This window comes from Gordonia sp. NPDC003424 (assembly GCF_053588655.1).
Window position 1 is genome coordinate 169,084 of the sequence record NZ_JBSFQJ010000005.1, and the last position, 23,010, is coordinate 192,093.

Consider the following 23,010-nt stretch of genomic DNA (forward strand, 5'->3'; position numbering starts at 1 on the left):
AGGGTTGGGTGGTCAGAGTTGGCATGCACCACAGTATTTTTCGAACATGTGAGTATCGCCGTTTGGGCGAGTGATCTCGATGTGCTCCCTACCTCACGCTCGGTCGCTTACTCGACCAGCGGTGGGATGTCACCTGCCGCATCTATTTCGTGTACGGAATGAAATCCGTGCCGTACTTCTCCCGCATGATGATGATCTTCTGGATCTGCGCTGTGCCGTCGGCGATTTCCACCGACATCGCATCGCGCAGCCGCTGCTCGAACGGTAGTTCGCTCGAGTAGCCGTAGTTACCGTGCAGCAGAAGACAATCCTTGATCGCCGCGCTGGCGACGACGGGTCCGAACCACTTGGCCATCGCCGCCTCGGCGGTGTGTGGTAGGCCGCGGGTTCGTCTCTCCAGCGCCGAATAGCACACCAGTCGAGCGGCTTCGAGCTTGGTGAGGTGTTCGGCCAACGGGAATGACACGCCCTCGAACTTGGCCAGCGGGCTGCCGAAAGCTTCCCGCTGCCGCACATACTCGGCGGTCTCGTCGATGGAGCGCTGCGCCACTCCGATACCGGCGAGCGCCAGCAGCGGTCGGGTGAAGTCGAATCCGTTGAGCACCTTGGAGAAGGCTCGCCCTTCCGGCCCGACAAGGTTCACGTCGGGGACGAACACATCGTCGAGGTGTAGCACTCCTCGACCCAGCGGCTGCCATCCCGTATCACCCACGACCGAGGTGGCGATCCCATCGGCGTCGAGCGGGACGAGAATAGTCGACACCCCCACCTCGATCTCGTCGATCACCGTACGAGCGGCCAACAGGATTGCTTCGGCATTCGGAAGCATTGTCACGGAGGTCTTTTCACCGCTGATACGGTATCCGCCGTCGACCCGGGTCGCGGTCGTGCGGATATGCGCGGCGTCGGATCCGACCTCGGGTTCGGTCAGCCCGAATGCCAGATAGGTCTCCCCCGCAACGAGTCTCGGCAACCATGCGTCCTGCAACTCCGGCGCCCCGTGGCGGGCAAGCAGCGAACTCATCAGCATCACCGGGATCACCGCGTTGGCCATGTTGAAATCGGCGGCGGCAATCTCTTCGATCACCAACCCGGCGGCGACGTAATCCTCGGTGTCGAGCGGGTTGTATCGTTCGCCGGCCAGGAGACCCAACGCGCCCAACCCGGCGACCTCCCTGTGCAGGCCCCACGGAAAGTCGGTGTTCTTCGCCCGCTCGAGGTAGCCAGGGGCAAGGCGCCGATGCGCGAAGTCGCGGACCGTGTCACGGATGCTCTCTTGTTCGGGCGTGAGTAGTGGCGCCATTGCGAATTCCTTTCGAGGCCAGAAGAGCTGGCGTGCTCACCGTCGCCCGTGCCCCGGTCGACGCGGCGGTTATCGCTTGATGCGGCGAGAGTTTTCAGCGCACCAACATGATCCCGCCGCATCGGCCGTGCCACCGCCCACCCGTGGTGAGATCAGATCAGAAAGCGGAGATGCCGCCGTTGACACTGATGGTCTGACCGGTCAGGCGTGCCGCGGCCGGTCCGCCGAGGAAGACGATCAAGGACGCGAGGTCGTCGGGTTCCGCGACCCCCAGATGTGCTTGGGTGGAGGCTTTTTCGAACAGTGATCGGCTGAACCCGTCACTGAGCACATTGTCGGCGGTACGGGTGCCGGCGATGAGCGACGGGGTGACGGCGTTGACACGCACACCATTTCGCTTCGCCTCGACGGCCGCCACCCGGGAGAACATGCAGATCGCCGCCATCGCGGCGCCGAGGACGCTTTCACCCGGGGTGGGCACCTTCGCTGCGTCGGAGGCGATGTTGATGATGCTGCCGCCGCCCTGCTCGCCCATCAGCGGCAGGACGGCACGGGTGAAGAACATCGGCGGTAGTGCCTGTCCGGTGAGGATGTCGGAGAACACCGTGGCGGGCGTGCGATGCAGCAGCTCCGGCTTGTAGGCGGTCGTCGTCGAGTTGACGAGGATGTCCACCGAACCCAGGGCATCGTGCGCGGCGGACACGACCCGTTCGACGTCGGCGTTGTCCGTCGCATCCGCGGAGATGAACACCACGTCGGCGTCGGGGCACCGATCGCGTACCGACTCGCGTGCCGCGTCACCACGCTCCTTGTCGCGACCCACGAGCACCAGTCGGCGGACGCCGGCGTCGACGAAGCCGAGCGCCGACGCGAGTCCGACACCCGAGGTGCCGCCGACGATGATGGCGCCGGAGTCGTCGTAGGTGCGCACCAGTGGGGGCTGTGACATCAGTTTCACCTCTCGTGAACGAGTGCCGAATGGTCGGGACCCGACTGCTTAAAGTTCTACACTATTGATGACTATCTATCCATAGTTGTAGTAGTTTTGGTGTCATGTCGACAGCTACGAGGACGCCGCCACTGGCTACGATGTCGCTCATGACCGATCGCGCCGACGACCTTCCGGGAGACTCCGCGACCTCGGTCGGCAGCGCTCGATCGGCCTTGATCTCGATTCTCGGGGAGTTCGTCGAGCCGTATCGACAGCCGATTCGCACCGCCGCGCTCTTGTACGCGCTCACCGGGCTTGGATTCGGCGAATCAGCAAGCCGGCAGGCGATCGCGCGGGCCGGCGCATCCGGACTCCTCACCGCCGAGCGCGAAGGCCGAGAGACGAAGTGGGCGTTGACCGACCGGACCTATGAGGTCTTCCGGGAGGGTGCCCACCGCGTGTTCCGGGACTCGACCGCCGGCCGGTGGGATGGCAGGTGGCTGGTGCTCATCGCACCCATCCCCGAGTCCCATCGCGCGACCAGGAAGAAGCTGTATGCGGCACTGCAATGGGCGGGGTTCGGCAATCCCAGCGCCGGTATCTGGGTAACCCCGCACGTCGATCGACTCCCCGAGGCCCAGACCGCGATCGACGAACTCGGCTTGAGCGCGAACACCATCTCCTTCATCGGGTCGCCCGCCGCCGTCGGGATACCCGAGGCCGAACTCGTCCAGCGGTCGTGGGACCTCGACAAGGTGTCGGCCGCGTACGAAGAATTGCGTGAGCGATTCGCCGACGACGAGCACCTCACCGGCAAGGCCGCGTTCATCGCGCACATCGAGCTCATCGATGCCCTCCGCCACACCCCGTATATGGATCCCCAGCTACCGCACGAGCTGTTGCCCGACTGGCCCGGATTGGCCGTCATCAGCCGGCTCCAGGCCCTACGCGCTGAGCGGGCACCCGAAGCCCACGCGCACTGGTTGGCGATCGCCGGCCTGGACTGACCATCGCCACCCGTCGTGGCCAGGTGGCCCTGCCGTGTCCCCACAACGTTCTACATATATAGACATAACAACTCTTCAAATGTATTATTTTCCTCTGACGCGCGATGACGTTGCCTCATCCACAGCCACTGCGTCTCATCACAGCCGAAGGAACACCGTGAGCGAACTCCACGCACCCTCGATGGCACTACTGCAAGCGGCCGCCGACGACCCGGTCAGTTACGCCCAACGCTGGAAGGACACCCATCAGCGACAGGTGATCGGCTCCTTCCCGATGAACTTCCCCGTCGAACTGGTGCACGCCGCGGGCGCCCTGCCCGTCGTCATCCAGGAGAGCCGCACACCGATCACCGAGGGCCGCAGCCTGCTCGCCGAGTTCTACTGCGGCTACACCCGCAGCATCGCCGACCAGGCCGCCATCGGCGAACTCGACGTCTTCGACGCCTTTGTCGCCGCCGACCACTGCGTCCAACTCCTCGGTGCGGTCGATGTCATCCGCTATGCCGGCCCGGCCAAACCCGTCCACTTCGCGCAATTGACCACCGCCATGGACAATGCCTCGACCCGTCCCCGCGTCGAGAACCGGATGGCCGACCTACGAGCCGAGGTCGAAACCGTCATCGGCACAACCATCTCCGAGGCACAACTGTCCGCCAGCACCGCCGCATTCAACCGGAACCGCCAATTGCTTCGGGAGTTCTACAGCCTGCGACGGTCGGGTCGGGTGCGGATCACCGCGAGCGAGATGCAGCTGCTGGTCAAGTCGAGCATGGTCATGGACATCGACGAGCACACCACGGTCCTGCGCACCATCCTCGCCGATCTCACCGTCGCCGACGCACCGACCGACGTTGTCCGCCTCCACATCTCGGGCCACTTCTGCCATGCACCACGGCCGGAGATTCTCGATGTCATCGAGGAAGCCGGAGCCATCGTCGTCGACGACGACCTCTACACCGGCTACCGCTACATCTCCACCGACGTGCCGGAGAACGAAGAGCCCTTCGCCGCCCTCTCGTCGTGGTACCTCGAGCGAAATCTCAACGCCCCCTGCCCGACTCGCGTCACCAGCGAAGTCGACTGGGACACCTACCTTCTGGATTCCGTCAAGGCCAGTGGTGCATCGGGGGTCGTGGTCCTGATGGCCAAGTTCTGCGAACCGCACATGCTGTACTACCCGGAGCTGCGAAAAGCACTGGAGAGTAAAGGAATCCCACTGTTGCTGATCGAAACCGAACACGAGGGTATTCCGCTGGAGAAATTGCGCACCCAGATGGAGACCTTCGTCGAACGTATCCGCCGCCAGCCCGCTGCGGCCGCGGTCTGACACCAAGGAGACACGATGACCACTGAGCTGTTTCAGAAAGACAAGACCAACAAGCTGTCGAGCACCAAGGTCGGCGGCAAGATGACCGCCGCCTATTGGGACAACATCTTCACCGCCAAAGAGCGCGGCAAGCACGTCGTCTGGTACAACGGCGCCGCGATGAATCCGCTGTTCCAGGCCGCGGGACTCGAGTGGTGCCACGGTGAGGCATTCGCCGCTCGACTGGCCGCGCAACACCTCGAGGAGCCCGCTCAATTGGCGGGCGCCGAGTACGGCTATATCGGCGAATTGTGCTCCTATGCGAGAACTCACCTCGGCTGCGCGGTACTCACTCGGCAGAACCTCACAGAGAGCGACACCGGTGTGGTGGGGATGCTCGATCAGCAGGAACTCGCCGCGAAACTCCCGGCGCCGGACTTCTTCGTCAACGGCTACGCCGGCTGCAGTACGGGTCAGCAGTGGGACGCCATGACCTACCGCGTCTTCGATCGCAAACTCCCGGTGTTCAACGTGTCGCTGCCGATGCTATGGGGTAACAAGCCCGACGCCGGCTACATGCGCGGTGAGGAGTGGGAGGAGGTCAGCGACTACGCGGAGGGTCAGCTCCGTGAACTCGTCGAGTTCCTGGAGTACCAGACCGGGCGTCCGTTCAACTGGGATATGTTGAGCGAGAGCATGTCCTACATCAAGCGCGCCTCCGAGCTCCGCCTGGAGGGCATGGCCCTGTGCGCCCAGGCGCCGACTCCCGCGACGTATTGGGACTGGGTCGCCAGCATCGCACCCATCAACTTCCTGCCCGGAAACCAGGCGCTCGTCGACTATTTCGCCGGCGTGAAGGCCGAGATCGAACAGCGCCTCGTCGACGGCGTGCCGGCGGTCGCCAACGAACGCTATCGCGTGTACTTCGACGGCATCATGAACTGGAACAAGCTCGGTTTCCTCACCAAGAAGTTCGCCGAATACGACGTCGCCGTCGTCGCCGGGCGCTACACCCACGAATCCTTCTGGCAGGAACCGCAACTCATCGACGTGGACAACCCGTTGCGCGGCATGGCGCAGCATTACCTGTTGTGCCCGTTGAATCACGGACTCAAGAACCTGCAGGAATTACTGCTGCGCCGCCTCGACGAGTACGCGATCGACGGCATCGCGTTCCACTCCACACGTACCTGCCGGGCGATGACGAATCCGCAGACCATGCTCGCGAAAACCGCGGAACGCGAACGCGGTGTCAAGTCGTTCTTCTTCGAGGGCGACGTCGCCGACGCCGCCTTCTACAACGACGAACTGTTCGACAGCCGCCTCGAGGCGATGCTCGAAGCCATTGACGTGCAGCGCATGAAGACCTCGGTCTGATGTCCTGGTACGTGCTGGGGGTGGACCTCGGATCGACGACGGCGAAGGCCGCCGTCGTCGACGACGCGGGCACTCTCGTCGGATCGAGCGTCGTGCAGATGGGCGCGGTCAGTCGCCAGGCGGTGTCGCTCGCGATGGATCAAGCCCTCGACGACGCACAGGTCTCGGCGCGAGACATCAAGCGCACCATCAGCACCGGGTACGGCCGCAAACTCGTGCCCGGCGCCGACCGCTCGTTCACCGAGATCACCTGCCACGCCCGCGGCGCCGCCGCCATGCATCCCGGAGTCCGGTTGGTCGTCGACATCGGCGGCCAGGACAGCAAGGCCATCACCGTCGACGACGACGGCCTCGTCGAGCGGTTCGCCATGAACGACCGCTGCGCCAGCGGGACCGGACGCTTCTTCGACGTGCTGGCCCGCGCCCTCGAAGTCGATGTGAGTGAGGTTGGTGCCCTGGCCATGTCGGGGACCGACGGCCTCGAGGTGAGCAGCATGTGTGCGACGTTCGCCGAGACCGAGGTGATCTCGATGCTCGCCCAGGGACAGGAGACGGCCGACATCGCAGCATCGGTCCACAAGGCCGTCGCCGCCCGCACGCTGGGGCTCGTGGCACAGGTCGGCAAGGCCACACCCACGGTCATGACCGGCGGGGTCGCGCGAAACGAGGCGGCCCGCCACTACCTCGAGAAGGCACTGCGCCATCCGGTGGAAGTGCTGGCCCAGCCGCAGATCGCCGGCGCCTACGGTGCCGGACTCCTCGCACGCGACGAATACCTCGGGTCGCTCGGGCGCACCGAGAGTCGGGACACCGCAGCGAAAGACCAACTCGCCCAACGGGCCGCCGGCATCGTCCCGACCTGCGCCGGGTGTGATGGCACCGGCGATCACGATCACGGGCCCGTGCCGCTCACGTTGCAGCCCGGCCGATGACACAGCCGCACTTGGAGGATTCGACGGTCGTCGTCGTCGGCGGCGACACCGAACTGGGACGTCTGGTGGCGTTGCACTTCGTCCGTGCGGGGTGCCAGCGCATCGGAATCGTCGGAGTCGACCCCGATGCGGCCGAGGCCACGGCGCAAGCGGTATTCGGTGCAGCATCGGGTATCTGGGCGATCCCGGCGTGTGGTGATCTCTCTTCGACCACGGACGCGGAGCGCGTGGTGGCCGAACTGGCGGCCTCACTGGGTGACGCCGACATCGTGGTCACCTGCTTGTCGAATACTGAAGTCGTCAGTGATGTTGTCCGGCAATCGATGACCGCGTCGGGTGGGGGCATCACGATCGGGACCGGCCCTCCGACCACCGAGCAGATCGGCGGGGTCTGGGTGTGCACGATCTCCGAGATGCCGGAGGCGGTGCACGAAGACCGTGCGGCAGAGTTCGTCAAGGTCGCGATAGCGCTCAGATCACAAAGTTCCCCAAGATAAGGCTCTGTACATGACCACTGCCCTGTCCGGTGTCCGCGTCATCGAAATCGGTTCGATCGGCCCTGGCCCGCACGCCGCCCTGATGCTCGCCAACCTGGGTGCCGACGTGATCCGCGTGGACCGTCCCGTCCCCGGTGTCGAGATGGTGCCACCCGACGTCGACGACATTCTCCGCAACCGACGCACCGTCCTCGTCGACCTCAAGGCCGACGACGACCGCGAACAACTCCTCAGACTCATCGAGCAGGCCGACGTTCTGTTGGAGGGCTTCCGACCCGGAGTCACCGAACGCCTCGGCATCGGCCCCGACATCTGCCTCGACCGCAACCCGCGCCTCGTCTACGCGCGGATCACCGGGTGGGGGCAGAACGGACCCATGGCACAGATCGCCGGACACGACATGAACTACCTCGCACTCAGCGGCGCGCTGCACAGCATCGGCCACCCCGGTACGCCGCCACTTCCACCGCTCAATCTCCTCGCCGACTATGGCGGCGGATCGATGCTTGCCGTCCAGGGCATTCTCGCCGCCCTTCTCGAGCGGGAACGTTCGGGCGCCGGCCAGGTTGTCGACATCGCCATGATCGACGGGGTCAACACCCTGATGGCGCTCTACTGGAATCAGGTGGCCAACGATGCGTGGTCGACCACGCCCGGCGAGAACACCATCGACGGCGGTGCACCGTTCTACAACACCTACGAATGCGCTGATGGTCGATACGTCGCCGTGGGCGCGGTCGAAACACCGTTCTACGCTGCCCTTCTCGATGGTCTGGATCTATCCGCCGATCTCCAGGCCACTCAAATGGACCGGACCACATGGCCGGAGCTCAAGAAACGGTTCGCCGCGCTGTTCGCCGCACGATCGCGAGACGAGTGGGTCACACGCTTCGACGGGAGGGACGCCTGCGTTACTCCGGTGCTCACCCTCGACGAAGCAGCCCAACATCCACACCTCACCGAACGTGGGTGCATCGAAACCCATTGGGGGCGGCGCCAACCCGCACCGGCACCGAGGTTCTCCCGGAGCCGGCCCGAGTCGCCCAGGCAGCCTGGCAAACGGATAGAGCTCGGCGCCGCGATCGGTGACTGGACGGTTGGTCGGTCAGCGTCCGTGGTCTCGTGACTCCGAGCGCTTCACCGTAGATGTCATGACGCCGACACCCCCTCAGGTACGGCCTCGGAATCGGCCACCAGCTCCCGATGATCCAGCGAGTACCGATACCCACCCATTCCCAGCAGACACACGATCCCCGCGCCGACCATCACCACGATCGGAATGACTCCGGCCGCATACGATCCGGTCGCTCCGTAGACCTGACCGAGCAGATAGATGCCGAAGGCAGAACCCATGGCGTAGAGGAAGTACACCGAGCCGAGGACGCGCGCGTACGAGTGCTGAGGGAAGTAGCGACTCGTCATGTACGCCGCGACATCGCCTTCCGCACCCAGCGCGACACCGACCAGCGCAGCTCCGAGAAAGAGGACCGGCACACTGCTCGAGGTGATCAACAGAATCACCCCGACCCCGCAGAGCGCGAAGATCACCGCTCCGATGACCGGTGCGAAGAATCGGTCCAGCAGGTAGCCGACGCCGAATCTCGCCGCGACCGACGACAGACTCAAGGCGGAGAGAATGACGACCGCGAGCGCACGATCGAACCCCTTGTCGGTGGTCATCGGAACCACTTGCGCCATCAGTCCGAAAGTCGCCGACGACACGAGGAAGATCGCCGCACAAAGTAACCAGAAATGGCGCGAGCTGCGGGCGATCGAGACCAGCGATTGACCGGCAACCTTCCCCCGGGCCCGTGCGGCACGCCGCTCCTCGACATGTTCGACCGGCATCCGGGTGACGAAAGCGTACACCGACGCGGGAATCACTGTGCACAGGACACCGATGATCAGGAACGTCGATCGCCAACCAACCTCTGCCAGAAGCCAATTGGCCAGATACGGCATCATGACACCGCACGCGCCAAGACCGGCCATCAAACACCCGAGCGCGAGGCCACGCCGATCCTTGAACCAGGCACTCACCACGGTGGCGTGCGCAACGGGATTCAGCGCACCCGCGCCGATCCCGATCAGCACGCACAGCGAGTAGAAGGCAGCCTGATTGTCCGGAAGTGCGGCCATCAGCATCAGCCCGCCGCCGAACGCGAGCACCATCGGGATCGACGGGATGCTCGGACCGAACCGGTCGACGAGAAACCCCAGGACCACGATGCTGAAGCCGACAACGAAGGTTTCGATCGAGAGCCCGTTGGTGATGACGCTGCGCTCCCACCCCAAATCATCCGTCATGGATTTGCCCAGGACGTTGAACAGCACGTTCACCGTCGTCGTGCCGAACAGCAATGTCAGGAATCCGGTCGCCGCATACCACCACCGGTTGAGATGACGTCCCTGCGCCAAGGTCGAACTCGCCATGTGTGCATCCTTCACAGATCGTGGACAAGCCCCCGCATCCCGAGTGTCCGGGATCACACACATGACAACATAGGACCGTCCAAATGTAAATATCGGACCAAATACGCATTGTCCTTGAACGCGCGGCGCGATCCGACTATGGTCAGACCTATAGTCATCACCTGCCGGATTCCATTGAGCGGGCCGACGGCGAACAGCACGGATGGTGGGTCCAATGGATGATCACGCGAGTTGCGACATCAAAGCGCTCCTCAATCTGGCAGTAACCCTCGGGAGCGCCGACGCCGCGCATGAACTTCTGGCCGCGGCGTCCGGCAGTGTCACTTCGCTGAACGCCATCCGCGGAGCATTACTGGCACGGCTCCGCGCCGGCTTCGCCCCGAACGAGATGCGCCGCGCCGCCGAGCTGGTCGCCGAGATCGAAAGTCTCAAACGCCGTGCGGAGGCGCGGCACCTGATGACCACCCATCGTCACGTGGCCGGGCTCCGAGCCCTCCTCGCCGACCTCACTCAAGCGAGCCGCGCCGAGCGCCCTTATTCAGTCACCCGACGACTGTGCAGTGACATGGGATTTCGAAAGTCGGTGTATTCACCCGCGACTCGTTGCGGGTGGTCCCCCACCACGATCGCGTTACACCCCGACCTCGACGATGCCTTCGGTCCACTGCGTCAAGCGATCGAGGAGTTGTCGCTGCCGCCCGGCGCGGCACCCCGCGAGGAAGATGTCATGCGCACGGGACGTTCGATTGCCGTCGACCCTGCCGATATCTATCGCGACACCTACCGGCCCCTCGTCGAGCTCTCCCGGCCCCGCGGCTACCTCGCGGTACCGGTCACTGCCTTCGGTCGAGTCACGGGACTTCTGCACGCCGATCTGCACGACGTGGATCTGACCACCGCAGATCTCGAGGCACTCGAGAACGCCGCCGCCGTGTACTCGCTGACCGAAGAACGGCTGTCGTTGAAGACGACGATCGCCACCAGAAGCGCCGAGGCCCAGGATGCGCTCAACGCGCTCCAACGTGCGGTGGACGAGATCGAGACCACCCAGTTATCGCTGAAAGACATTTTGTCCGAACAAGCTTCGATCGAGATCGAAGCACCGCCACGATCGCACCACGAACTGCGGACCGCGCTCACCACACGCGAACATGAGGTCTTCGACATGATCGCGCAAGGACAATCGGCCACCGGCATCGCCCACGCGCTCTACCTCTCCGAGAGCACCGTCAAGTCCCACACCAAGCGGATCTACCGCAAGCTGGGGATCAGTTCACGGGCCGAGGCCGCAGCACTGCAGCGGTCGCTGCCACATGACGAGTTGGTCGGGTGATGAAACCCGCCATCGAGCCCACGTTGATGGACCTGCGTGGCGAGATCGACCAGCGGCTGAGCGAACTGTGCAACGCCGCGCTCAGCGACTCTGCCGCCCGCCGAGCGCAGCGTGAACTCGCCCAGGCCATCGAGGAACACGACCGACTCGAATCAGTCGAGCAGCGTCGACTCGAGGCCATTCTCAACGATCTGCGCGCCGCAACCTCCACCCTGCTCGCAGACCACGACCGCGGCACCATCGAGCGGTCCGTCCGTCAGGCATTGGCACGCATCACCGACAACGCGCGGGTCGCACTGATTCCGGTTGAGAATCGGGAGACATCCGCGTTGCCCGGCTGGACCACCTTTCCGATCGACATCGATCACGGCCCATCGATTGCGCTTCTCATCGAGGGCTCGTTCGACGATGTCACCCGCGAGGCGCTTGACGGATTCGTCGACCTGATCGCGGTCGCTCTCGAGTCGGCCTCGCTCGGTCACCGGCAACAGCAGCAAGATGCGGTTTTGGCGCACCTGCCGCCGCACTGCATCGGCCACCTGTCCCGGCCCACAGTCCCGCTCGGCGATCCGGGTGAACTCACCGCTCGCGAACGGGAGGTCATGGCACTCGTGCTCAACGGTCTCTCGAATCGCGCAATCGCCGACGAACTGTTCATCTCGACGGACACGGTGAAATCTCACGTGAAGAAGATCCTGAAGAAGAGTGGTGCCGCCAATCGGGCTGAGTTCATTTCGCGCACTGCCCATTCAACCGGCGCGGGGGCGGCCCGCCATCCGGCGAACCGCCCCTCGACAGCGGAAACTATGCCACGGCGTTGACCGACGACGCCGATTGCCGCTGAGCATCGATAACTCCGGCGACGCCCGAGGTCACCCCTTGCGGGAAACCGGTCATCCGACACCAAGACAGTTCTCGTTGGGTCTGGCGGCGGGCGACATCAACAACAATTCGTTGTGCGTCATCGGCTATCGGACCGCCGCTGCTGGCAATCGCTCGGTATCGCTGCGTAACAGAATCTTTCAGCCGAACCACGTGATCACGCAAGCCGTCGAGGTCGGCGGGCACGTCCGCCGTCTCATCCAGAAGCCGACGCGCCGAATCGCAGTAATCAAGGGCAACAAGCAATTCGAGAGTACGACGATACTCGGAGCGTTCGAGAGCCTCGTTGGCAAACTCGGATTCCTGCACGTCCATCGCCCAGTCGAGGCAGGCGAGTACCAGCCCGGCCTGCTCGATGGCGAACGAATCGGAGGTGTCGATGGCGGGCATGACAACCTTCGCGATCGTGTTCCGTGCAGCAAATAGTTGTTGCGCGACAGTGGGAATCATCTCATATCTCCTAGTCCTTGCCGACGATCGCCAGCATCTGATCCATGTAGAATGCGCCGAGTCCGGCGAGGAATGTTTGCATCGCGTCGAGGTGGGTCAACCGCTCCGCCGAGTTCCGCGGCCCGGTCGCGACCAACGCCACGGCTGCCCAATACATGTTGAGCACGGTGTAGTACTCGAGCCGGTCGATGTCGACCGACAGCCCGGAAAGTCGCTCGTAGTCGGCGATGAACTGTTCGCGCGGCACCAGTGCCGAGCAGTAGAACTCCCCGGTGGTCTCGTCGTGCTCACCCCACCCTTCCATCATCGCGTAGGCGAGATCGTGGTGACGGTCGCCGAGATAGGTCAGCTCCCAGTCGAGGACCGCGGTGATCGTGCCGGCATCCTCGTCGAAGAGGAAGTTGCCGTTGCGGTAGTCGCCGTGCACGACGGAGATTTTGTCGACGACGGGTCGCTTCGCCCATAGCCATTGTTGGGCGAGTGCGATGACCGGATGGGCTTCGAATGAATCCTCCTGCCACGCACGATCAATCGCGGCCAACCGCCAGTCGAGCGCGTCGGTGGTGCCGGGACGCGGGCACTCGAACGACGGCAGATCATCTGCTGCCCAGTCGAGTCGATGCAACGCGGCGAGATGCTCGATGAACTGTGGGCCGAGTTGTGAACGCAATGCGGGTCCGTACACGGTTCCGAGACCGGATGCGGTCTTGCGGGCATCGCGGGCGCTGGCGGCCCCGGCGACGTAGCCGCAGATCATCGATGGCGCACCCAGCTCTGCCTCATCCTCGGTGACCCAGTGCACGGAGGGAACCGGCACCACACCGTCGACGGCGCGCAGGACCTCGAACTCGCGTCGGCGGGGAGTCTCCACCATGGAGCCGGGTGGGTCCATGCGCAGCACCATCCTGTCGGTGCGCTCCATACCGTCGGGCCGCCACCGCAGATTGAAGACGAACTGTTCCTTCGATGCGCCGCCCGCGAGTCGGCCGATCCCCTCGATGGAGAAGTCACCGTCTACGCGGTTCGCGAGGAACTGGTGCAGCCGTGTGGAAACGGTCGCAATTGCGGGTTGTTCGTGGACGACCGACCCCCGGCGGTCGAGCTTGCGTTTGAGCACGGCGTCGACACTGGCTTCGACCCGTGTCCCGGGTTGCGTCATCGATGTCGTCATGTGTTTCCTCCTGTGGTCAGTGGGTTGTGATGGTCGAGGATGTGGTGGCTCACAGGACGAGTACGGCTTTCGCGACCGCGCCCTGCAGTTGGTCGGTGACCGCACGGTCGATCTCGTCGAAGGAGTATGTGGTGATGATCCGGTCGAAGGGGAATTCGCCGGCTCGATACTGTTCGAGGAGATACGGGATGAACGTCGTGAGATCACTGTCTCCTTCGGTGATTCCGCGGAGCGTAAGGCCGGTGACCATCGCAGGGACGATCGGAACAGCGACGGTGGCCGCGAGGTCGTGCGGGACGCCGACAAAGCCCAGTGTGCCGAGGGGGGCGATGACCCCGATGGCTTGCTCGAGTACGGCGGGGATACCAGTGGTGTCGAAGGCGTAGTCGACGCCGTCGGGCACGATCGCCCGAACCTGCTCGTCCAGCACGCCCAGTGACGGGTCGAGTGCATGTGTCGCACCCAATTCGATCGCGAGTTCTCGACGTCGTTCATCGAGATCACTGACGATGATCGGCGCGCACCCGTCGGATTCGCGCGGCCATCACTGCTGCGAGTCCGACCGGCCCGGTTCCGAGGACGAGAATCGATTCTCCCGCAGCGCAGTTCATGCTGTTCAGTACCGCTCCTGCTCCGGTCTGGATGCCGCAGCCGAGCGGGCCCACCAATTCGAGCGGCACATCGCGATCAACCTTGACGACGTTGCGTTCGGATGCGAGGGCATGCGTGGCGAAGGACGACTGCCCGAAGAAGTCGCCGACGACGGCCTCACCATCCTGTGTGATCGCGGTCGACCCGTCGGCACGGACACCTCCTCCGTAGTTCCGCGCGCCGAACTCGCGACAGTATGCGGGGCGATTATCCGTGCATTGCTTGCATTCTCCACACGACGCGAAGGAGAGTGCGACCCAATCGCCCGGTTCGACCGAGCGCACATCGGGGCCGACCTCGACGACGACGCCACTGCCCTCATGTCCCAAGACCATGGGATAGGGCAGGCCGAAGAATCCGTCGCGAGCGGCGATATCGGTGTGGCACAGGCCAACACCGCGAATCTCGACCAAAACTTCTCTCGGGCCGACATCGGCCAGCTCGACCTTCTCGACGTCAAACGGTCCGCCGGATTCGCGGGCGAGCGCGGCGGTGATGGAACGTGGCATGGTGACTCCTCTTGCCCGACCCCTGCGGGCCCGGCGTTGCGGTGCTTCGTGACGGGTTGATGGTGCTGCTGCTCAGGCAGTCTGGGGACGCATGCGGCCATGGCGGCTGACCCGCTGGGCAAGGAACTCGAGTCCGAGGACGTCGGTGGCTTCGGCGAATCCCACGCGCCCGCGATCCTCGTAGCGGAACAGACTCTGCGCGCTGACGTAGGCCGGACTGAAGCTGTACCAGGGCGCACCGCCAACGGCAGCCCCGTAGAACTCGTGACGCTTCCCGCGAACATCCACTGCCGTAATGTGATTCGAGACGGCCACGAGATCCACGCGCGACGCCTCCACGGTCGCGTCGGTGATGCCGAACATCTCGCCGTCTTCGACGACGTACCCAAAGCGGAAGCCGTCGTACACGATCTCACCGTTACGCATATCCAGTGCCATACCCAGGTGAAGCCCGAATTCCGCACCGAAGGTGACGTGTATCCACGCTGCACCCCGGTTACCGATCTCGGCACGGGGACCCCAGCTCCGATCCATACCGTCATAGCAGTCGACGTCGTAGCTGTGACCGCGAAGCTCGAGGGTGCCGGTGACGTGACCGATCATGTCGTAGTGACCGTTGGCCCACACATCGCCGAGGCCGGTGTCGAGGTCGCCGGCGGACGCGTCCACCAACGGGTTGTGTGACGGGTCGTGGACATCGAACGGTTCATGCAGTCCTTCGAAATTGAGGTCGAAGCGACACTCACCCAAGGCATGCTCGTAGTTGACCCGGAAGTCGCGCGGCGCGTTGGTGGCTTCGAATGCCAGCCCACTCGCCAACTCGAACTTCGAGAAGCGGTCCGGCGCCGGCACGTGCACCTGCGGGTCGGTGAAGTCGATCTCGTGCGGGGCGCAGAACCCGGAGTGCACGACGACCCCGGAGATCGTGGCACCCACGTTGGGGCGGGACAGGACATAGGCGTTGCCCAGGATCCCCGCCTCGGGGACCGAGAAAACGCACACAATCGTCTCGGCCCACGTGTGCTCAGAGGGGTCGCTCTCGTGATAGTCGGTGTCTGCTGCGGTGATCACGGTCTGACACTGCCTTTCTTGGGTATTCGGCTTTCGGCGTTGTTCGGTCGAATGGCATGACCGTAGATCCGGTGACACAGACCACACCAGGATCGACGGGCGATACTCCCCCGCCGCGACATCAAATCCCCCATGGGGGTGACATCCGCGCCACCGCAGGGCTGAAGTTGCCACCTATCTGTCCCGGCGCGTGGTGGAGTATTGCTCGGGAGCGCGCGAAAAGGTACTGTGATGCAAATGGTCAGTCCATAACTGCGATTGGCCGCTTCACAACACGACACAACGAAGGGACACCGACGTCTGATGAGCGAATTCGGCGACATCACCTACGAGGTCGAGAACGGACTGGCCTGGATCACCATCAACCGCCCGGAGCGCTACAACGCGTTCCGCGCCCAGACCGTTGACGAGCTCATCCTCGCGTTCAAGCGTGCCTGGGCCAGCTCGGAGGTCGGCGTCGTTTGCTTGACCGGTGCCGGCGATAAGGCGTTCTGCGCCGGTGGTGACCAGAAGCAACGCATGGAGACCGGCGACTACGGCCCGTCGCAGAGCGGATTGTTCGAGGTCGAGTCGCTGCACCGCGTCATCCGCGACAACCCCAAGCCGGTCATCGCCGCGGTCAACGGCTTGGCCATCGGTGGCGGACATGTGCTGCATGTCCTGTGTGACCTCACCATCGCCGCCGACACCGCCCAGTTCGGTCAGAATGGCCCGCGCGTCGGTTCCTTCGACGCCGGCCTGGGCTCGGGCTACCTCGCCCGCGTCGTGGGCGAGAAGCGGGCCCGCGAGATCTGGTTCATGCTGCGCCGCCTCTCGGCCGAAGAAGCACTCGACTGGGGTCTGGTGAACAAGGTTGTACCGGCCGCCGAACTCCGCAACGAAGTGCGCGCCTGGGCGGATCAGATGCTCGACTTCTCCCCCACCGCTCTCAAGGTGCTCAAGCAGTCACTCAACACCGACACCGAACACTTCGTCAGCGTCGGGCAGATGGCGTACTCCACGCTGGAGATCTTCGGCGAGACCCCCGAAGCCCGCGAGGGCATCACCGCGTTCAACGAGAAGCGCAAGCCCGACTTCACCCCCTACCGCGGGAAGTGACATGCAGTACTCACCAGAGCAGCGGGAGTTCGCGGCGGCGATCCGGGAGTATTGTCGCCGTGAACTCGCCACGGTCGCCCAGCGCGACGCGCTGACCGACGGCGGAACACTCTCCAACAGCCCGCAGGTGCTCGCCGACTTCGCTCGCCACGGATGGCTCGGCGTCTCGCTGCCCGAGGAATTCGGTGGCGGCGGTGCGGGTTTTGTCGACGAATGCATCTTCCTCGAGGAGTCCGCCCGCGGACTCGCCCCAATCACCGGTTATTCCACCGGCTTGACCGCCGCGCAAACCTATGTTCGATGGGGCAACGAGCAGCAGAAGAAGACCATCGTCACCAACCTGGTGGCCGGGCGCCTCGAGGCGATCGCGCTCAGTGAGCCCGGTGCCGGCTCGGATCTGGCCGGGCTTCGGGTCACCGCCCGCCGCGACGGCGACCGGTATCTCCTCAACGGGCAGAAGACCTGGATCTCGGCAGCCCATGTGTCCGAGCACATTCTGGTGCTGGCGCGCGAGGATTCGACGGGCACCAAGCATCAGGGCATGACCCTGTTGATGGTGCCGACGTCGGCACCTGGACTGACCATCCGCGGCATCGAAACCATGGAACCGCGCACCTGCAACGATGTGTTCTTCACCGACGTCGAGGTGCCGGTATCGGCCGTAGTCGGAACACCCTGCAATGCATGGAAACAACTGATGCGCGGACTCGCGATCGAACGCATGATCATCGCCGCCATGAGTATGGGCGCGGCCCGTCGGGCCCTCGACGATGTCATCGCCTACGCGAAGGAACGCGAGCAGTTCGGTCAGTCGATCGCATCGTTCCAGGCGCTACGCCATCGCATCGCCGATCTCGCCACCGACATCGAACTGGCCCGGGTATTCGTCTACGACGTTGCGGCCAAGATCGACGCCGGACTCGAAGACGAACTGTCGCTGCAGAGTTCGATGGCCAAGATGCGCTGCACCGAAGTCGCCAAGAACACCTCACTGGAGGCGATGCAGATGATGGGCGGCTACGGTTACGCCCGCGAATACGGCATGGAAGGCCAAGTCCGACGCGCCCTGGCACCGCCGATCTACGGCGGCACCAACGAAATTCAACGCGAAATCATCGCGAAGAGCGTCGGGCTGTAAACCACCCGATCCCCACCCACGAATGAGGTACCGATGAGCGAGACATACTCTTCGAAACTCCTGGCCGACAAACGCATCCTGATCACCGGAGGCGGCACCGGCCTCGGCCGCGGGGTGGCGCGCCACCTCGTGGAGCACGGCGCCGAAGTGCACCTCTGGGGCCGCCGCGAAACCGTACTCGCCGAGGCGGCGGCCGAGGCATCCGAGCCGCGGCCCGGGTCGGTGCACTTCCACACCGTCGACGTCCGTGAATACGAGAACGTCGATGCGACGATGGGACAGATCTGGTCCGAGCACGGCCCGCTGACCGGCGTCATCAACAACGCGGCCGCCAACTTCATCGCGCAGACCAAAGATCTGAGTCCGCGGGCGTTCTCGGCCATCACCAGCACCGTGATGAACGGCTCCTTCCACACCGCCCACGCCGCCGGCAAGCGATGGATCGCCGACGGCCTGCCTGGCAGTATTCTGTCCACCCTGACCACCTGGGTGTGGACTGGGTCGGCGTTCGTGGTGCCGTCGGCGATGGCCAAGGCCGCCGTGCATTCGATGACAATGTCGCTGGCCGTCGAGTGGGCGAAATACAACATCCGCGTCAATGCCGTTGCCCCCGGCCCGATCCCGACCGACTACGCGTGGGAGATGCTCAACCCCACCGACAAGAGTTCGGTCGGCGCCACCCAGACCGATCAGATCCCCGCCGGTCGCGCCGGCACCATCGAGGAACTCGCCAACCTGACGATGTTCCTGCTGTCGGATGCGTGCGACTATCTGACCGGGCAGTGCATCGCGATGGATGGTGGTCAAATGCTCGCCGGGCCGGGCACATTCGCCGGGTTGACCAGTCTGTCCGATGCCGACTGGCAGCAGATCAAGGAGAGTTCCAAGGCGGCGTCAGAGACGAGTAAGGCGCAGCGCAGCGTGTGAGGCCCTTTCGGCTGATCGCACCCCTCCGCTGGTCGAGTAGTCCGAGCGAGCTTGCGAGCCCGGACGTATCGAGACCGAAACCGACAAGTGATCTCGATGCGCTCGTCGCAAGCTCCTCCCTTACTCGATCAGCGGGAGGGGCCACTCCGCTGATCGCACCCCTCCGCTGGTCGAGTAGTCCGAGCGAGCTTGCGAGCCCGGACGTATCGAGACCACCCGTAGCTCGCACCAAAATATTCCCCGCATCCACCGGCAGCGGCACACCGGTGATGTAGCGGGCTTCGTCGGACGCGAGAAACAGCAGCGCGTTGGAGATGTCGATCGCTTGTACCCACGGGATGGGCGGCACCACCGATGCGCTCGATACCTCGGCGAACTCCTCCTTGTTGGTTCCCACTTTGCCACTCAACAGGTCATCGCCAGTGCAGACGTCCGGTCATCGCGGTCCGTACTTCCTACTTGCCGGATCGTCACGGCAGCCGCGAGCGAGATACGCGCGTGCGCGTCCCCCAGAGATCCACGCCAACCCGGTGGCATCTGAAAAGCAGGCGATATCAGGACAATACGGCAGACAATTGGTTGCCGACCGCGCTGATGGTCTCCGGGTTACCCGGCACTCCCGGCTGCCAATCTCGAGGAGATCGGTGCTGTGGCGCTTGGGGATTACCAACAGGTGGCCGTCGTAGGCGGGGTTGATGTCCATGAAGGCGCTCAGTCGATTTCCCGACGCGACAGGGTGTCGAGTAGGGCCCGATTGATGAACAGACGATCGCGACCGACCTTGACGTCGTCGAGAAGCCCTGCCGCTGACAGCGCAGTGAGCCAGGCGGTGGCCGTCGGACGCGACACACCGCAGCGTTCAACCACCACCGAAATCCGGCAATACGGTTGCTCGAATAGAACATTCAACAGTTCGGCATCCGACCCGCCACGAGTGGCCGCACGCGCTCGATGAGCAAAGGACTCCTGCAGGTCCCGGATCGCGGTGATCTTGCGCAGTGCCGATCGCGACGACACGTCGACTCCGCGCAGCATGTACAGAATCCAGTCGTGCCAGGAACCGTCCGCGGTGACCGCCAACAGCTTTCGGTAGTAGTCATCCTTGGTCTCGATGATGAACCGCGACAGGTAGAGGATCGGCGAGCGAAGCAGGCCGGCCTGACTGAGCATCAGGACATTGAGAATTCGGCCGGCGCGCCCGTTGCCGTCGGCGAACGGGTGGATTGCTTCGAATTGGTAATGGGCGACAGCCATCCGGATCAGAGGGTCGAGGCCGTCGTCGGCGTGGATGAAGGTCTCCCAGTCGGCGAGTTTGCGGGTGATCACATCGACGCCCTCGGGCGGGCTGTAGGTGACGACCCCGGAGGTTGGATGAGCGAGACGGGTACCTGGCAGGTCACGGATGCGCATGTCCCGCCCCTTGATGGTGCTGCAGATGCTGACCGCAGTCGCTGTGGTCAGTGGGCGGTGCAGGGTCGCGTCGAATCCGACGCGGAGCGCGGTGCGATACCGCAACGCCTCCCGGGTTGCCGGGTCTGCTGAGTCGTCGTCATCGAGAAATCGGAAAAGGTCGTCGGTGGTCGTGACGATGTTCTCGATCTCTGAGCTGGCCTGCGCCTCGATCAGCGGAATCGTGTTGATCATGACGGTCGGGTTGGGAATGGAGACGGCTGCTTGATCGAGTTGGGCCAGTGCCCGGTTCGCTGTAATGGCCGCCTTGAGCACCGCGGTGGACTCCACATCCGACGGTTTCGGCGGACGTGGCAACGCGTTGTAGGGTCTATCCGGCTTCCATATGGCCATCTGCGCAGCATCCCAGCCCCACCGGCATATGTAAAGTTTTTGGCGAATTTTTTACATGTCGGCGCTGATGTGTGAAGTTTCTTTACATGTCCCGACGGGGCGCGAGCGACGGCTGATACCGATACGACCGACTGCGTGTCAATGCGAACTCGAAGATCCCGGTCCCCTGCTGCCCGTCGGACGTGAAGGCGCACAGCCGGTCGGTGAGCGCGGAGTCGAGGGTACTGGGGTTGACCGATCCGTCGAACGGGTATCGATCGGACTCGACGTGGTCGACGCCGAGATGTGTGCCGTGGTGGCCGCCGTATCCGCCGCCCGCCATGTAGCCGCCACCGGCGCGGGCGTCGGCCCCCGCTCGGTAGGTCTGTCCGGAGACGGTGTCGACCTCGACAATCCCTTCCACCAGATCACGATTCGCGTCGAAGGTGAGATCGTGGCGGACGTCGGTGATGGTGTCGACGAGGCCGTTCTCGTGCATCACCGCGCCTTCGAGAAGCATCTGGTGATGGTCGCGGGTCTCGACGAGCAGGAAGCCGATCGAAAAGTCGTGGAACTGCGCCTGATACCAGATGTGCAGACCCTGCCCGCCCGACATCGTGCGGACGCCGCGGGAGCGGTCTCGCTGGCCGTACCAGCCGTCGACGGACTGCGTGATGCCGTCGATGGTCAGCGTGCCGTTGTAGTGGCCCGGCTGGAACAGATGATCGAACGAGGTCGGGGTCGCAGAGTCGTTGGCGACGGCGACCGTGCCGAACCACGGCAGTGTCTGCGCACGCCAGGTGACGTCGAACTCGACGCCGATCTCGTTGGGGCCCAACCGGAGACGCCATGCGGTGTTTGGTTCGAGCAGTTCGAAGCGGAAGGGGCCGGCGCCGTCACGGTCGGTGGCGCTGAGCACGCTCGCGTAGCGGAGATTGCGTTGCTCGGTGTCGCTGCTGACGAGCACATATCCGTCGACGGTATCCTTGAGCGGGTAGAACCCGAAGCCCATGATGATCGACGGCGCGGTGCCGTGGCGCGGGTGCAGGTTGAACATGGCGCGGTCGAAGAAACCGGCGGGTAGATCCGTCGCATCGGGTCCGACCAGCGGATCGTGGAAGGTTGTGGTGTCGGTCGGCATCGGATCTCCTTGCTGTCGTTGATCTGTCAGCGTTGTGGCGAGCCTGCGGGGACGAGTCCCGCTGAACGACGCGCATCGTCGAGAAAGCTCTGTACCAGTGCGGGGTCGGCGTAGTACGGGTCCCCGATGCCGTCGACGACACGGCGGCGACTGTATTCGTAGAGCACCGCGAGTTTCCACAGCGCGAGGGTGGTGTACCACTCCAGGTTCGACAGGTCGCGTCCGCTCTGTTGTGCATAGCGGTCGCGGAGTTCGGTGCGGGTCGGGTACCCGTCTTCGAGCATCGCGGTGCCGAGGCCAGCGGTCGGGTTGGGTGGATGACCGGGTTCGGGGACGGTGGCCAGGAAGTAGCCGATGTCCAGTAGCGGGTCGCCGAGGGTGCACAGTTCCCAGTCCAGGACCGCGGCGAGGCGGCCGGGGGCATCGGGTTCCAGGACGACGTTGCCGATGCGGAAGTCGCAGTGCACCAGGGTCGCATCGGATTCGGTGGGTGTGTTGGAGAGCAGCCAGGCGTCGATGTCGGCGAATCCGGCAGGTGCGTCACCGTTCTCGTCGGCGACGAGACGACGCATCCGTGCGACGTGGCGGGCGTTGAACCCTTCGGGTCGGCCGAGGTCGCCCAAACCGATGGCGCGCCAATCGACTGCGTGCAGGGCGGCCAGAGTGTCAACAAGATTCTCGGCGATCGCGCGGCGCTGTGCGGGAACGTCGAGCGGCGCCGGTGTGGCGGTGGTGACAACAGGGCCCGGCGCGAAGGACATGACATACAGCGGAACGTCGATGACCTCACCCTCGTCCGCGGTGGCCAGCACCTCCGGCACTGGTACCGGTGTGTCGCACAGCGCGGACATGATGCGTGCCTCACGCAGCATGTCGTTGGCGCCGGGCGGGATCGGCGGCGGCGGTGGCCGGCGGACGACGGCGGTGTCGGTGCCGTCGGTGACCAGATAGGTGAGGTTCGAGTGTCCGTCGCCGATCCGTTTGGTGGTGATCGGTCCGCGCACGATGTCGCGGGCGGCGAGGAACTCGCGCAACCGTGCGAGATCTGCCTTGCTCCAGTCCCAGTCCACG

General features: G+C 64.2%; 20 protein-coding genes and 3 pseudogenes. 11 read left to right on the forward strand and 12 right to left on the reverse strand.

Annotated features, from left to right (window positions below; translation table 11 throughout):
* Positions 1–142: 142 nt before the first annotated feature.
* The gene (locus ACWDTI_RS09860) at positions 143–1,303 is read right to left on the reverse strand and encodes an acyl-CoA dehydrogenase family protein (RefSeq protein WP_449737888.1); all 1,161 of its coding nucleotides are present in this window, start codon (positions 1,301–1,303) and stop codon (positions 143–145) included.
* 157 nt (positions 1,304–1,460) lie between these two features.
* On the reverse strand, positions 1,461–2,252 hold the full coding sequence (locus tag ACWDTI_RS09865; protein WP_449737889.1) for an SDR family NAD(P)-dependent oxidoreductase: 792 nt from the start codon (positions 2,250–2,252) through the stop codon (positions 1,461–1,463).
* Between the two features lie 140 nt (positions 2,253–2,392).
* Here ACWDTI_RS09865 and ACWDTI_RS09870 point away from each other — a divergent pair, with 140 nt between their 5' ends.
* The 6 genes from ACWDTI_RS09870 to ACWDTI_RS09895 all read left to right on the forward strand — a co-directional run bounded on the left by ACWDTI_RS09870 (position 2,393) and on the right by ACWDTI_RS09895 (position 8,479).
* Complete coding sequence (locus ACWDTI_RS09870) at positions 2,393–3,241, forward strand: PaaX family transcriptional regulator (RefSeq protein WP_449737890.1); 849 nt, start codon at positions 2,393–2,395, stop codon at positions 3,239–3,241.
* 157 nt (positions 3,242–3,398) lie between these two features.
* A complete protein-coding gene (locus tag ACWDTI_RS09875; RefSeq protein ID WP_449737891.1) occupies positions 3,399–4,568 on the forward strand; it encodes a 2-hydroxyacyl-CoA dehydratase subunit D in 1,170 nt (389 codons plus the stop codon).
* A 15-nt stretch (positions 4,569–4,583) separates the two neighbouring features.
* Positions 4,584–5,924, forward strand: coding sequence for a 2-hydroxyacyl-CoA dehydratase subunit D (locus ACWDTI_RS09880; protein ID WP_449737892.1), 1,341 nt, complete (start codon positions 4,584–4,586; stop codon positions 5,922–5,924).
* Positions 5,924–6,856 carry an acyl-CoA dehydratase activase gene (locus ACWDTI_RS09885; protein WP_449737893.1) on the forward strand — a complete coding sequence of 311 codons (933 nt, stop codon included), beginning with the start codon at positions 5,924–5,926 and terminating at the stop codon, positions 6,854–6,856. Before ACWDTI_RS09880 ends, ACWDTI_RS09885 begins: the two co-directional genes overlap by 1 nt.
* The gene (locus ACWDTI_RS09890; RefSeq protein WP_449737894.1) at positions 6,853–7,353 is read left to right on the forward strand and encodes an SDR family NAD(P)-dependent oxidoreductase; all 501 of its coding nucleotides are present in this window, start codon (positions 6,853–6,855) and stop codon (positions 7,351–7,353) included. Before ACWDTI_RS09885 ends, ACWDTI_RS09890 begins: the two co-directional genes overlap by 4 nt.
* A gap of 10 nt (positions 7,354–7,363) precedes the next feature.
* Positions 7,364–8,479 (forward strand): CaiB/BaiF CoA transferase family protein, encoded by a 1,116-nt coding sequence (locus ACWDTI_RS09895; RefSeq protein WP_449737895.1) that lies wholly within the window; start codon positions 7,364–7,366, stop codon positions 8,477–8,479.
* A gap of 23 nt (positions 8,480–8,502) precedes the next feature.
* Here ACWDTI_RS09895 and ACWDTI_RS09900 read toward each other — a convergent pair whose 3' ends face one another.
* Positions 8,503–9,786 carry an MFS transporter gene (locus ACWDTI_RS09900; protein WP_449737896.1) on the reverse strand — a complete coding sequence of 428 codons (1,284 nt, stop codon included), beginning with the start codon at positions 9,784–9,786 and terminating at the stop codon, positions 8,503–8,505.
* Positions 9,787–10,000: 214 nt separating this feature from the next.
* On the opposite strand from ACWDTI_RS09900, the gene ACWDTI_RS09905 reads away from it, so the two are divergent.
* Complete coding sequence (locus ACWDTI_RS09905) at positions 10,001–11,119, forward strand: response regulator transcription factor (RefSeq protein ID WP_449737897.1); 1,119 nt, start codon at positions 10,001–10,003, stop codon at positions 11,117–11,119.
* Positions 11,119–11,940, forward strand: a complete 822-nt coding sequence (locus tag ACWDTI_RS09910; protein ID WP_449737898.1) for a helix-turn-helix transcriptional regulator — start codon at positions 11,119–11,121, stop codon at positions 11,938–11,940. The genes ACWDTI_RS09905 and ACWDTI_RS09910 overlap by 1 nt, the downstream gene beginning before the upstream one ends.
* Here ACWDTI_RS09910 and ACWDTI_RS09915 read toward each other — a convergent pair.
* The 4 genes and pseudogenes from ACWDTI_RS09915 to ACWDTI_RS09930 all read right to left on the reverse strand — a co-directional run bounded on the left by ACWDTI_RS09915 (position 11,924) and on the right by ACWDTI_RS09930 (position 15,853).
* Positions 11,924–12,451: a hypothetical protein gene (locus ACWDTI_RS09915; RefSeq protein ID WP_449737899.1), complete on the reverse strand. Its 528-nt coding sequence runs from the start codon at positions 12,449–12,451 to the stop codon at positions 11,924–11,926. The genes ACWDTI_RS09910 and ACWDTI_RS09915 overlap by 17 nt on opposite strands.
* A gap of 10 nt (positions 12,452–12,461) precedes the next feature.
* The gene (locus ACWDTI_RS09920; protein WP_449737900.1) at positions 12,462–13,622 is read right to left on the reverse strand and encodes a phosphotransferase family protein; all 1,161 of its coding nucleotides are present in this window, start codon (positions 13,620–13,622) and stop codon (positions 12,462–12,464) included.
* Positions 13,623–13,671: 49 nt separating this feature from the next.
* Positions 13,672–14,782: pseudogene (locus ACWDTI_RS09925) on the reverse strand (NAD(P)-dependent alcohol dehydrogenase).
* A 72-nt stretch (positions 14,783–14,854) separates the two neighbouring features.
* A complete protein-coding gene (locus tag ACWDTI_RS09930) occupies positions 14,855–15,853 on the reverse strand; it encodes a DUF7064 domain-containing protein (RefSeq protein ID WP_449737901.1) in 999 nt (332 codons plus the stop codon).
* Positions 15,854–16,156: 303 nt separating this feature from the next.
* Here ACWDTI_RS09930 and ACWDTI_RS09935 point away from each other — a divergent pair, with 303 nt between their 5' ends.
* From ACWDTI_RS09935 to ACWDTI_RS09945, 3 genes are read left to right on the forward strand one after another with little or no spacing between them, the layout of a single operon-like run.
* Positions 16,157–16,951: an enoyl-CoA hydratase-related protein gene (locus ACWDTI_RS09935; RefSeq protein WP_449737902.1), complete on the forward strand. Its 795-nt coding sequence runs from the start codon at positions 16,157–16,159 to the stop codon at positions 16,949–16,951.
* A 1-nt stretch (position 16,952) separates the two neighbouring features.
* Positions 16,953–18,089 carry an acyl-CoA dehydrogenase family protein gene (locus ACWDTI_RS09940; protein WP_449737903.1) on the forward strand — a complete coding sequence of 379 codons (1,137 nt, stop codon included), beginning with the start codon at positions 16,953–16,955 and terminating at the stop codon, positions 18,087–18,089.
* Between the two features lie 33 nt (positions 18,090–18,122).
* The gene (locus ACWDTI_RS09945; protein ID WP_449737904.1) at positions 18,123–19,016 is read left to right on the forward strand and encodes an SDR family oxidoreductase; all 894 of its coding nucleotides are present in this window, start codon (positions 18,123–18,125) and stop codon (positions 19,014–19,016) included.
* Between the two features lie 229 nt (positions 19,017–19,245).
* On the opposite strand, the pseudogene ACWDTI_RS09950 reads toward ACWDTI_RS09945, so the two are convergent.
* The 5 genes and pseudogenes from ACWDTI_RS09950 to ACWDTI_RS09970 all read right to left on the reverse strand — a co-directional run.
* Positions 19,246–19,359, reverse strand: a pseudogene (locus ACWDTI_RS09950) (SDR family oxidoreductase); the annotation flags it as partial.
* Between the two features lie 285 nt (positions 19,360–19,644).
* Positions 19,645–19,719 (reverse strand): annotated as a pseudogene (locus ACWDTI_RS09955) (HIT domain-containing protein); the annotation flags it as partial.
* Between the two features lie 8 nt (positions 19,720–19,727).
* The gene (locus tag ACWDTI_RS09960; protein WP_449737905.1) at positions 19,728–20,819 is read right to left on the reverse strand and encodes a Fic family protein; all 1,092 of its coding nucleotides are present in this window, start codon (positions 20,817–20,819) and stop codon (positions 19,728–19,730) included.
* An 82-nt stretch (positions 20,820–20,901) separates the two neighbouring features.
* Positions 20,902–21,939 (reverse strand): hypothetical protein, encoded by a 1,038-nt coding sequence (locus ACWDTI_RS09965; RefSeq protein ID WP_449737906.1) that lies wholly within the window; start codon positions 21,937–21,939, stop codon positions 20,902–20,904.
* Positions 21,940–21,965: 26 nt separating this feature from the next.
* Positions 21,966–23,009 (reverse strand): phosphotransferase family protein, encoded by a 1,044-nt coding sequence (locus ACWDTI_RS09970; RefSeq protein ID WP_449737907.1) that lies wholly within the window; start codon positions 23,007–23,009, stop codon positions 21,966–21,968.
* Position 23,010 lies beyond the last annotated feature (1 nt).

What these genes read in the sequence shown, in the direction of transcription:
- ACWDTI_RS09860 (WP_449737888.1), bottom strand. Translation starts at nt 1,303, where the DNA reads ATGGCGCCACTACTCACGCCCGAACAAGAGAGCATCCGTGACACGGTC.
- ACWDTI_RS09865 (WP_449737889.1), bottom strand. Translation starts at nt 2,252, where the DNA reads ATGTCACAGCCCCCACTGGTGCGCACCTACGACGACTCCGGCGCCATC.
- ACWDTI_RS09870 (WP_449737890.1), top strand. Translation starts at nt 2,393, where the DNA reads ATGTCGCTCATGACCGATCGCGCCGACGACCTTCCGGGAGACTCCGCG.
- ACWDTI_RS09880 (WP_449737892.1), top strand. Translation starts at nt 4,584, where the DNA reads ATGACCACTGAGCTGTTTCAGAAAGACAAGACCAACAAGCTGTCGAGC.
- ACWDTI_RS09885 (WP_449737893.1), top strand. Translation starts at nt 5,924, where the DNA reads ATGTCCTGGTACGTGCTGGGGGTGGACCTCGGATCGACGACGGCGAAG.
- ACWDTI_RS09890 (WP_449737894.1), top strand. Translation starts at nt 6,853, where the DNA reads ATGACACAGCCGCACTTGGAGGATTCGACGGTCGTCGTCGTCGGCGGC.
- ACWDTI_RS09895 (WP_449737895.1), top strand. Translation starts at nt 7,364, where the DNA reads ATGACCACTGCCCTGTCCGGTGTCCGCGTCATCGAAATCGGTTCGATC.
- ACWDTI_RS09900 (WP_449737896.1), bottom strand. Translation starts at nt 9,786, where the DNA reads ATGGCGAGTTCGACCTTGGCGCAGGGACGTCATCTCAACCGGTGGTGG.
- ACWDTI_RS09905 (WP_449737897.1), top strand. Translation starts at nt 10,001, where the DNA reads ATGGATGATCACGCGAGTTGCGACATCAAAGCGCTCCTCAATCTGGCA.
- ACWDTI_RS09910 (WP_449737898.1), top strand. Translation starts at nt 11,119, where the DNA reads ATGAAACCCGCCATCGAGCCCACGTTGATGGACCTGCGTGGCGAGATC.
- ACWDTI_RS09915 (WP_449737899.1), bottom strand. Translation starts at nt 12,451, where the DNA reads ATGATTCCCACTGTCGCGCAACAACTATTTGCTGCACGGAACACGATC.
- ACWDTI_RS09920 (WP_449737900.1), bottom strand. Translation starts at nt 13,622, where the DNA reads ATGACGACATCGATGACGCAACCCGGGACACGGGTCGAAGCCAGTGTC.
- ACWDTI_RS09935 (WP_449737902.1), top strand. Translation starts at nt 16,157, where the DNA reads ATGAGCGAATTCGGCGACATCACCTACGAGGTCGAGAACGGACTGGCC.
- ACWDTI_RS09940 (WP_449737903.1), top strand. Translation starts at nt 16,953, where the DNA reads ATGCAGTACTCACCAGAGCAGCGGGAGTTCGCGGCGGCGATCCGGGAG.
- ACWDTI_RS09945 (WP_449737904.1), top strand. Translation starts at nt 18,123, where the DNA reads ATGAGCGAGACATACTCTTCGAAACTCCTGGCCGACAAACGCATCCTG.
- ACWDTI_RS09960 (WP_449737905.1), bottom strand. Translation starts at nt 20,819, where the DNA reads ATGGCCATATGGAAGCCGGATAGACCCTACAACGCGTTGCCACGTCCG.
- ACWDTI_RS09965 (WP_449737906.1), bottom strand. Translation starts at nt 21,939, where the DNA reads ATGCCGACCGACACCACAACCTTCCACGATCCGCTGGTCGGACCCGAT.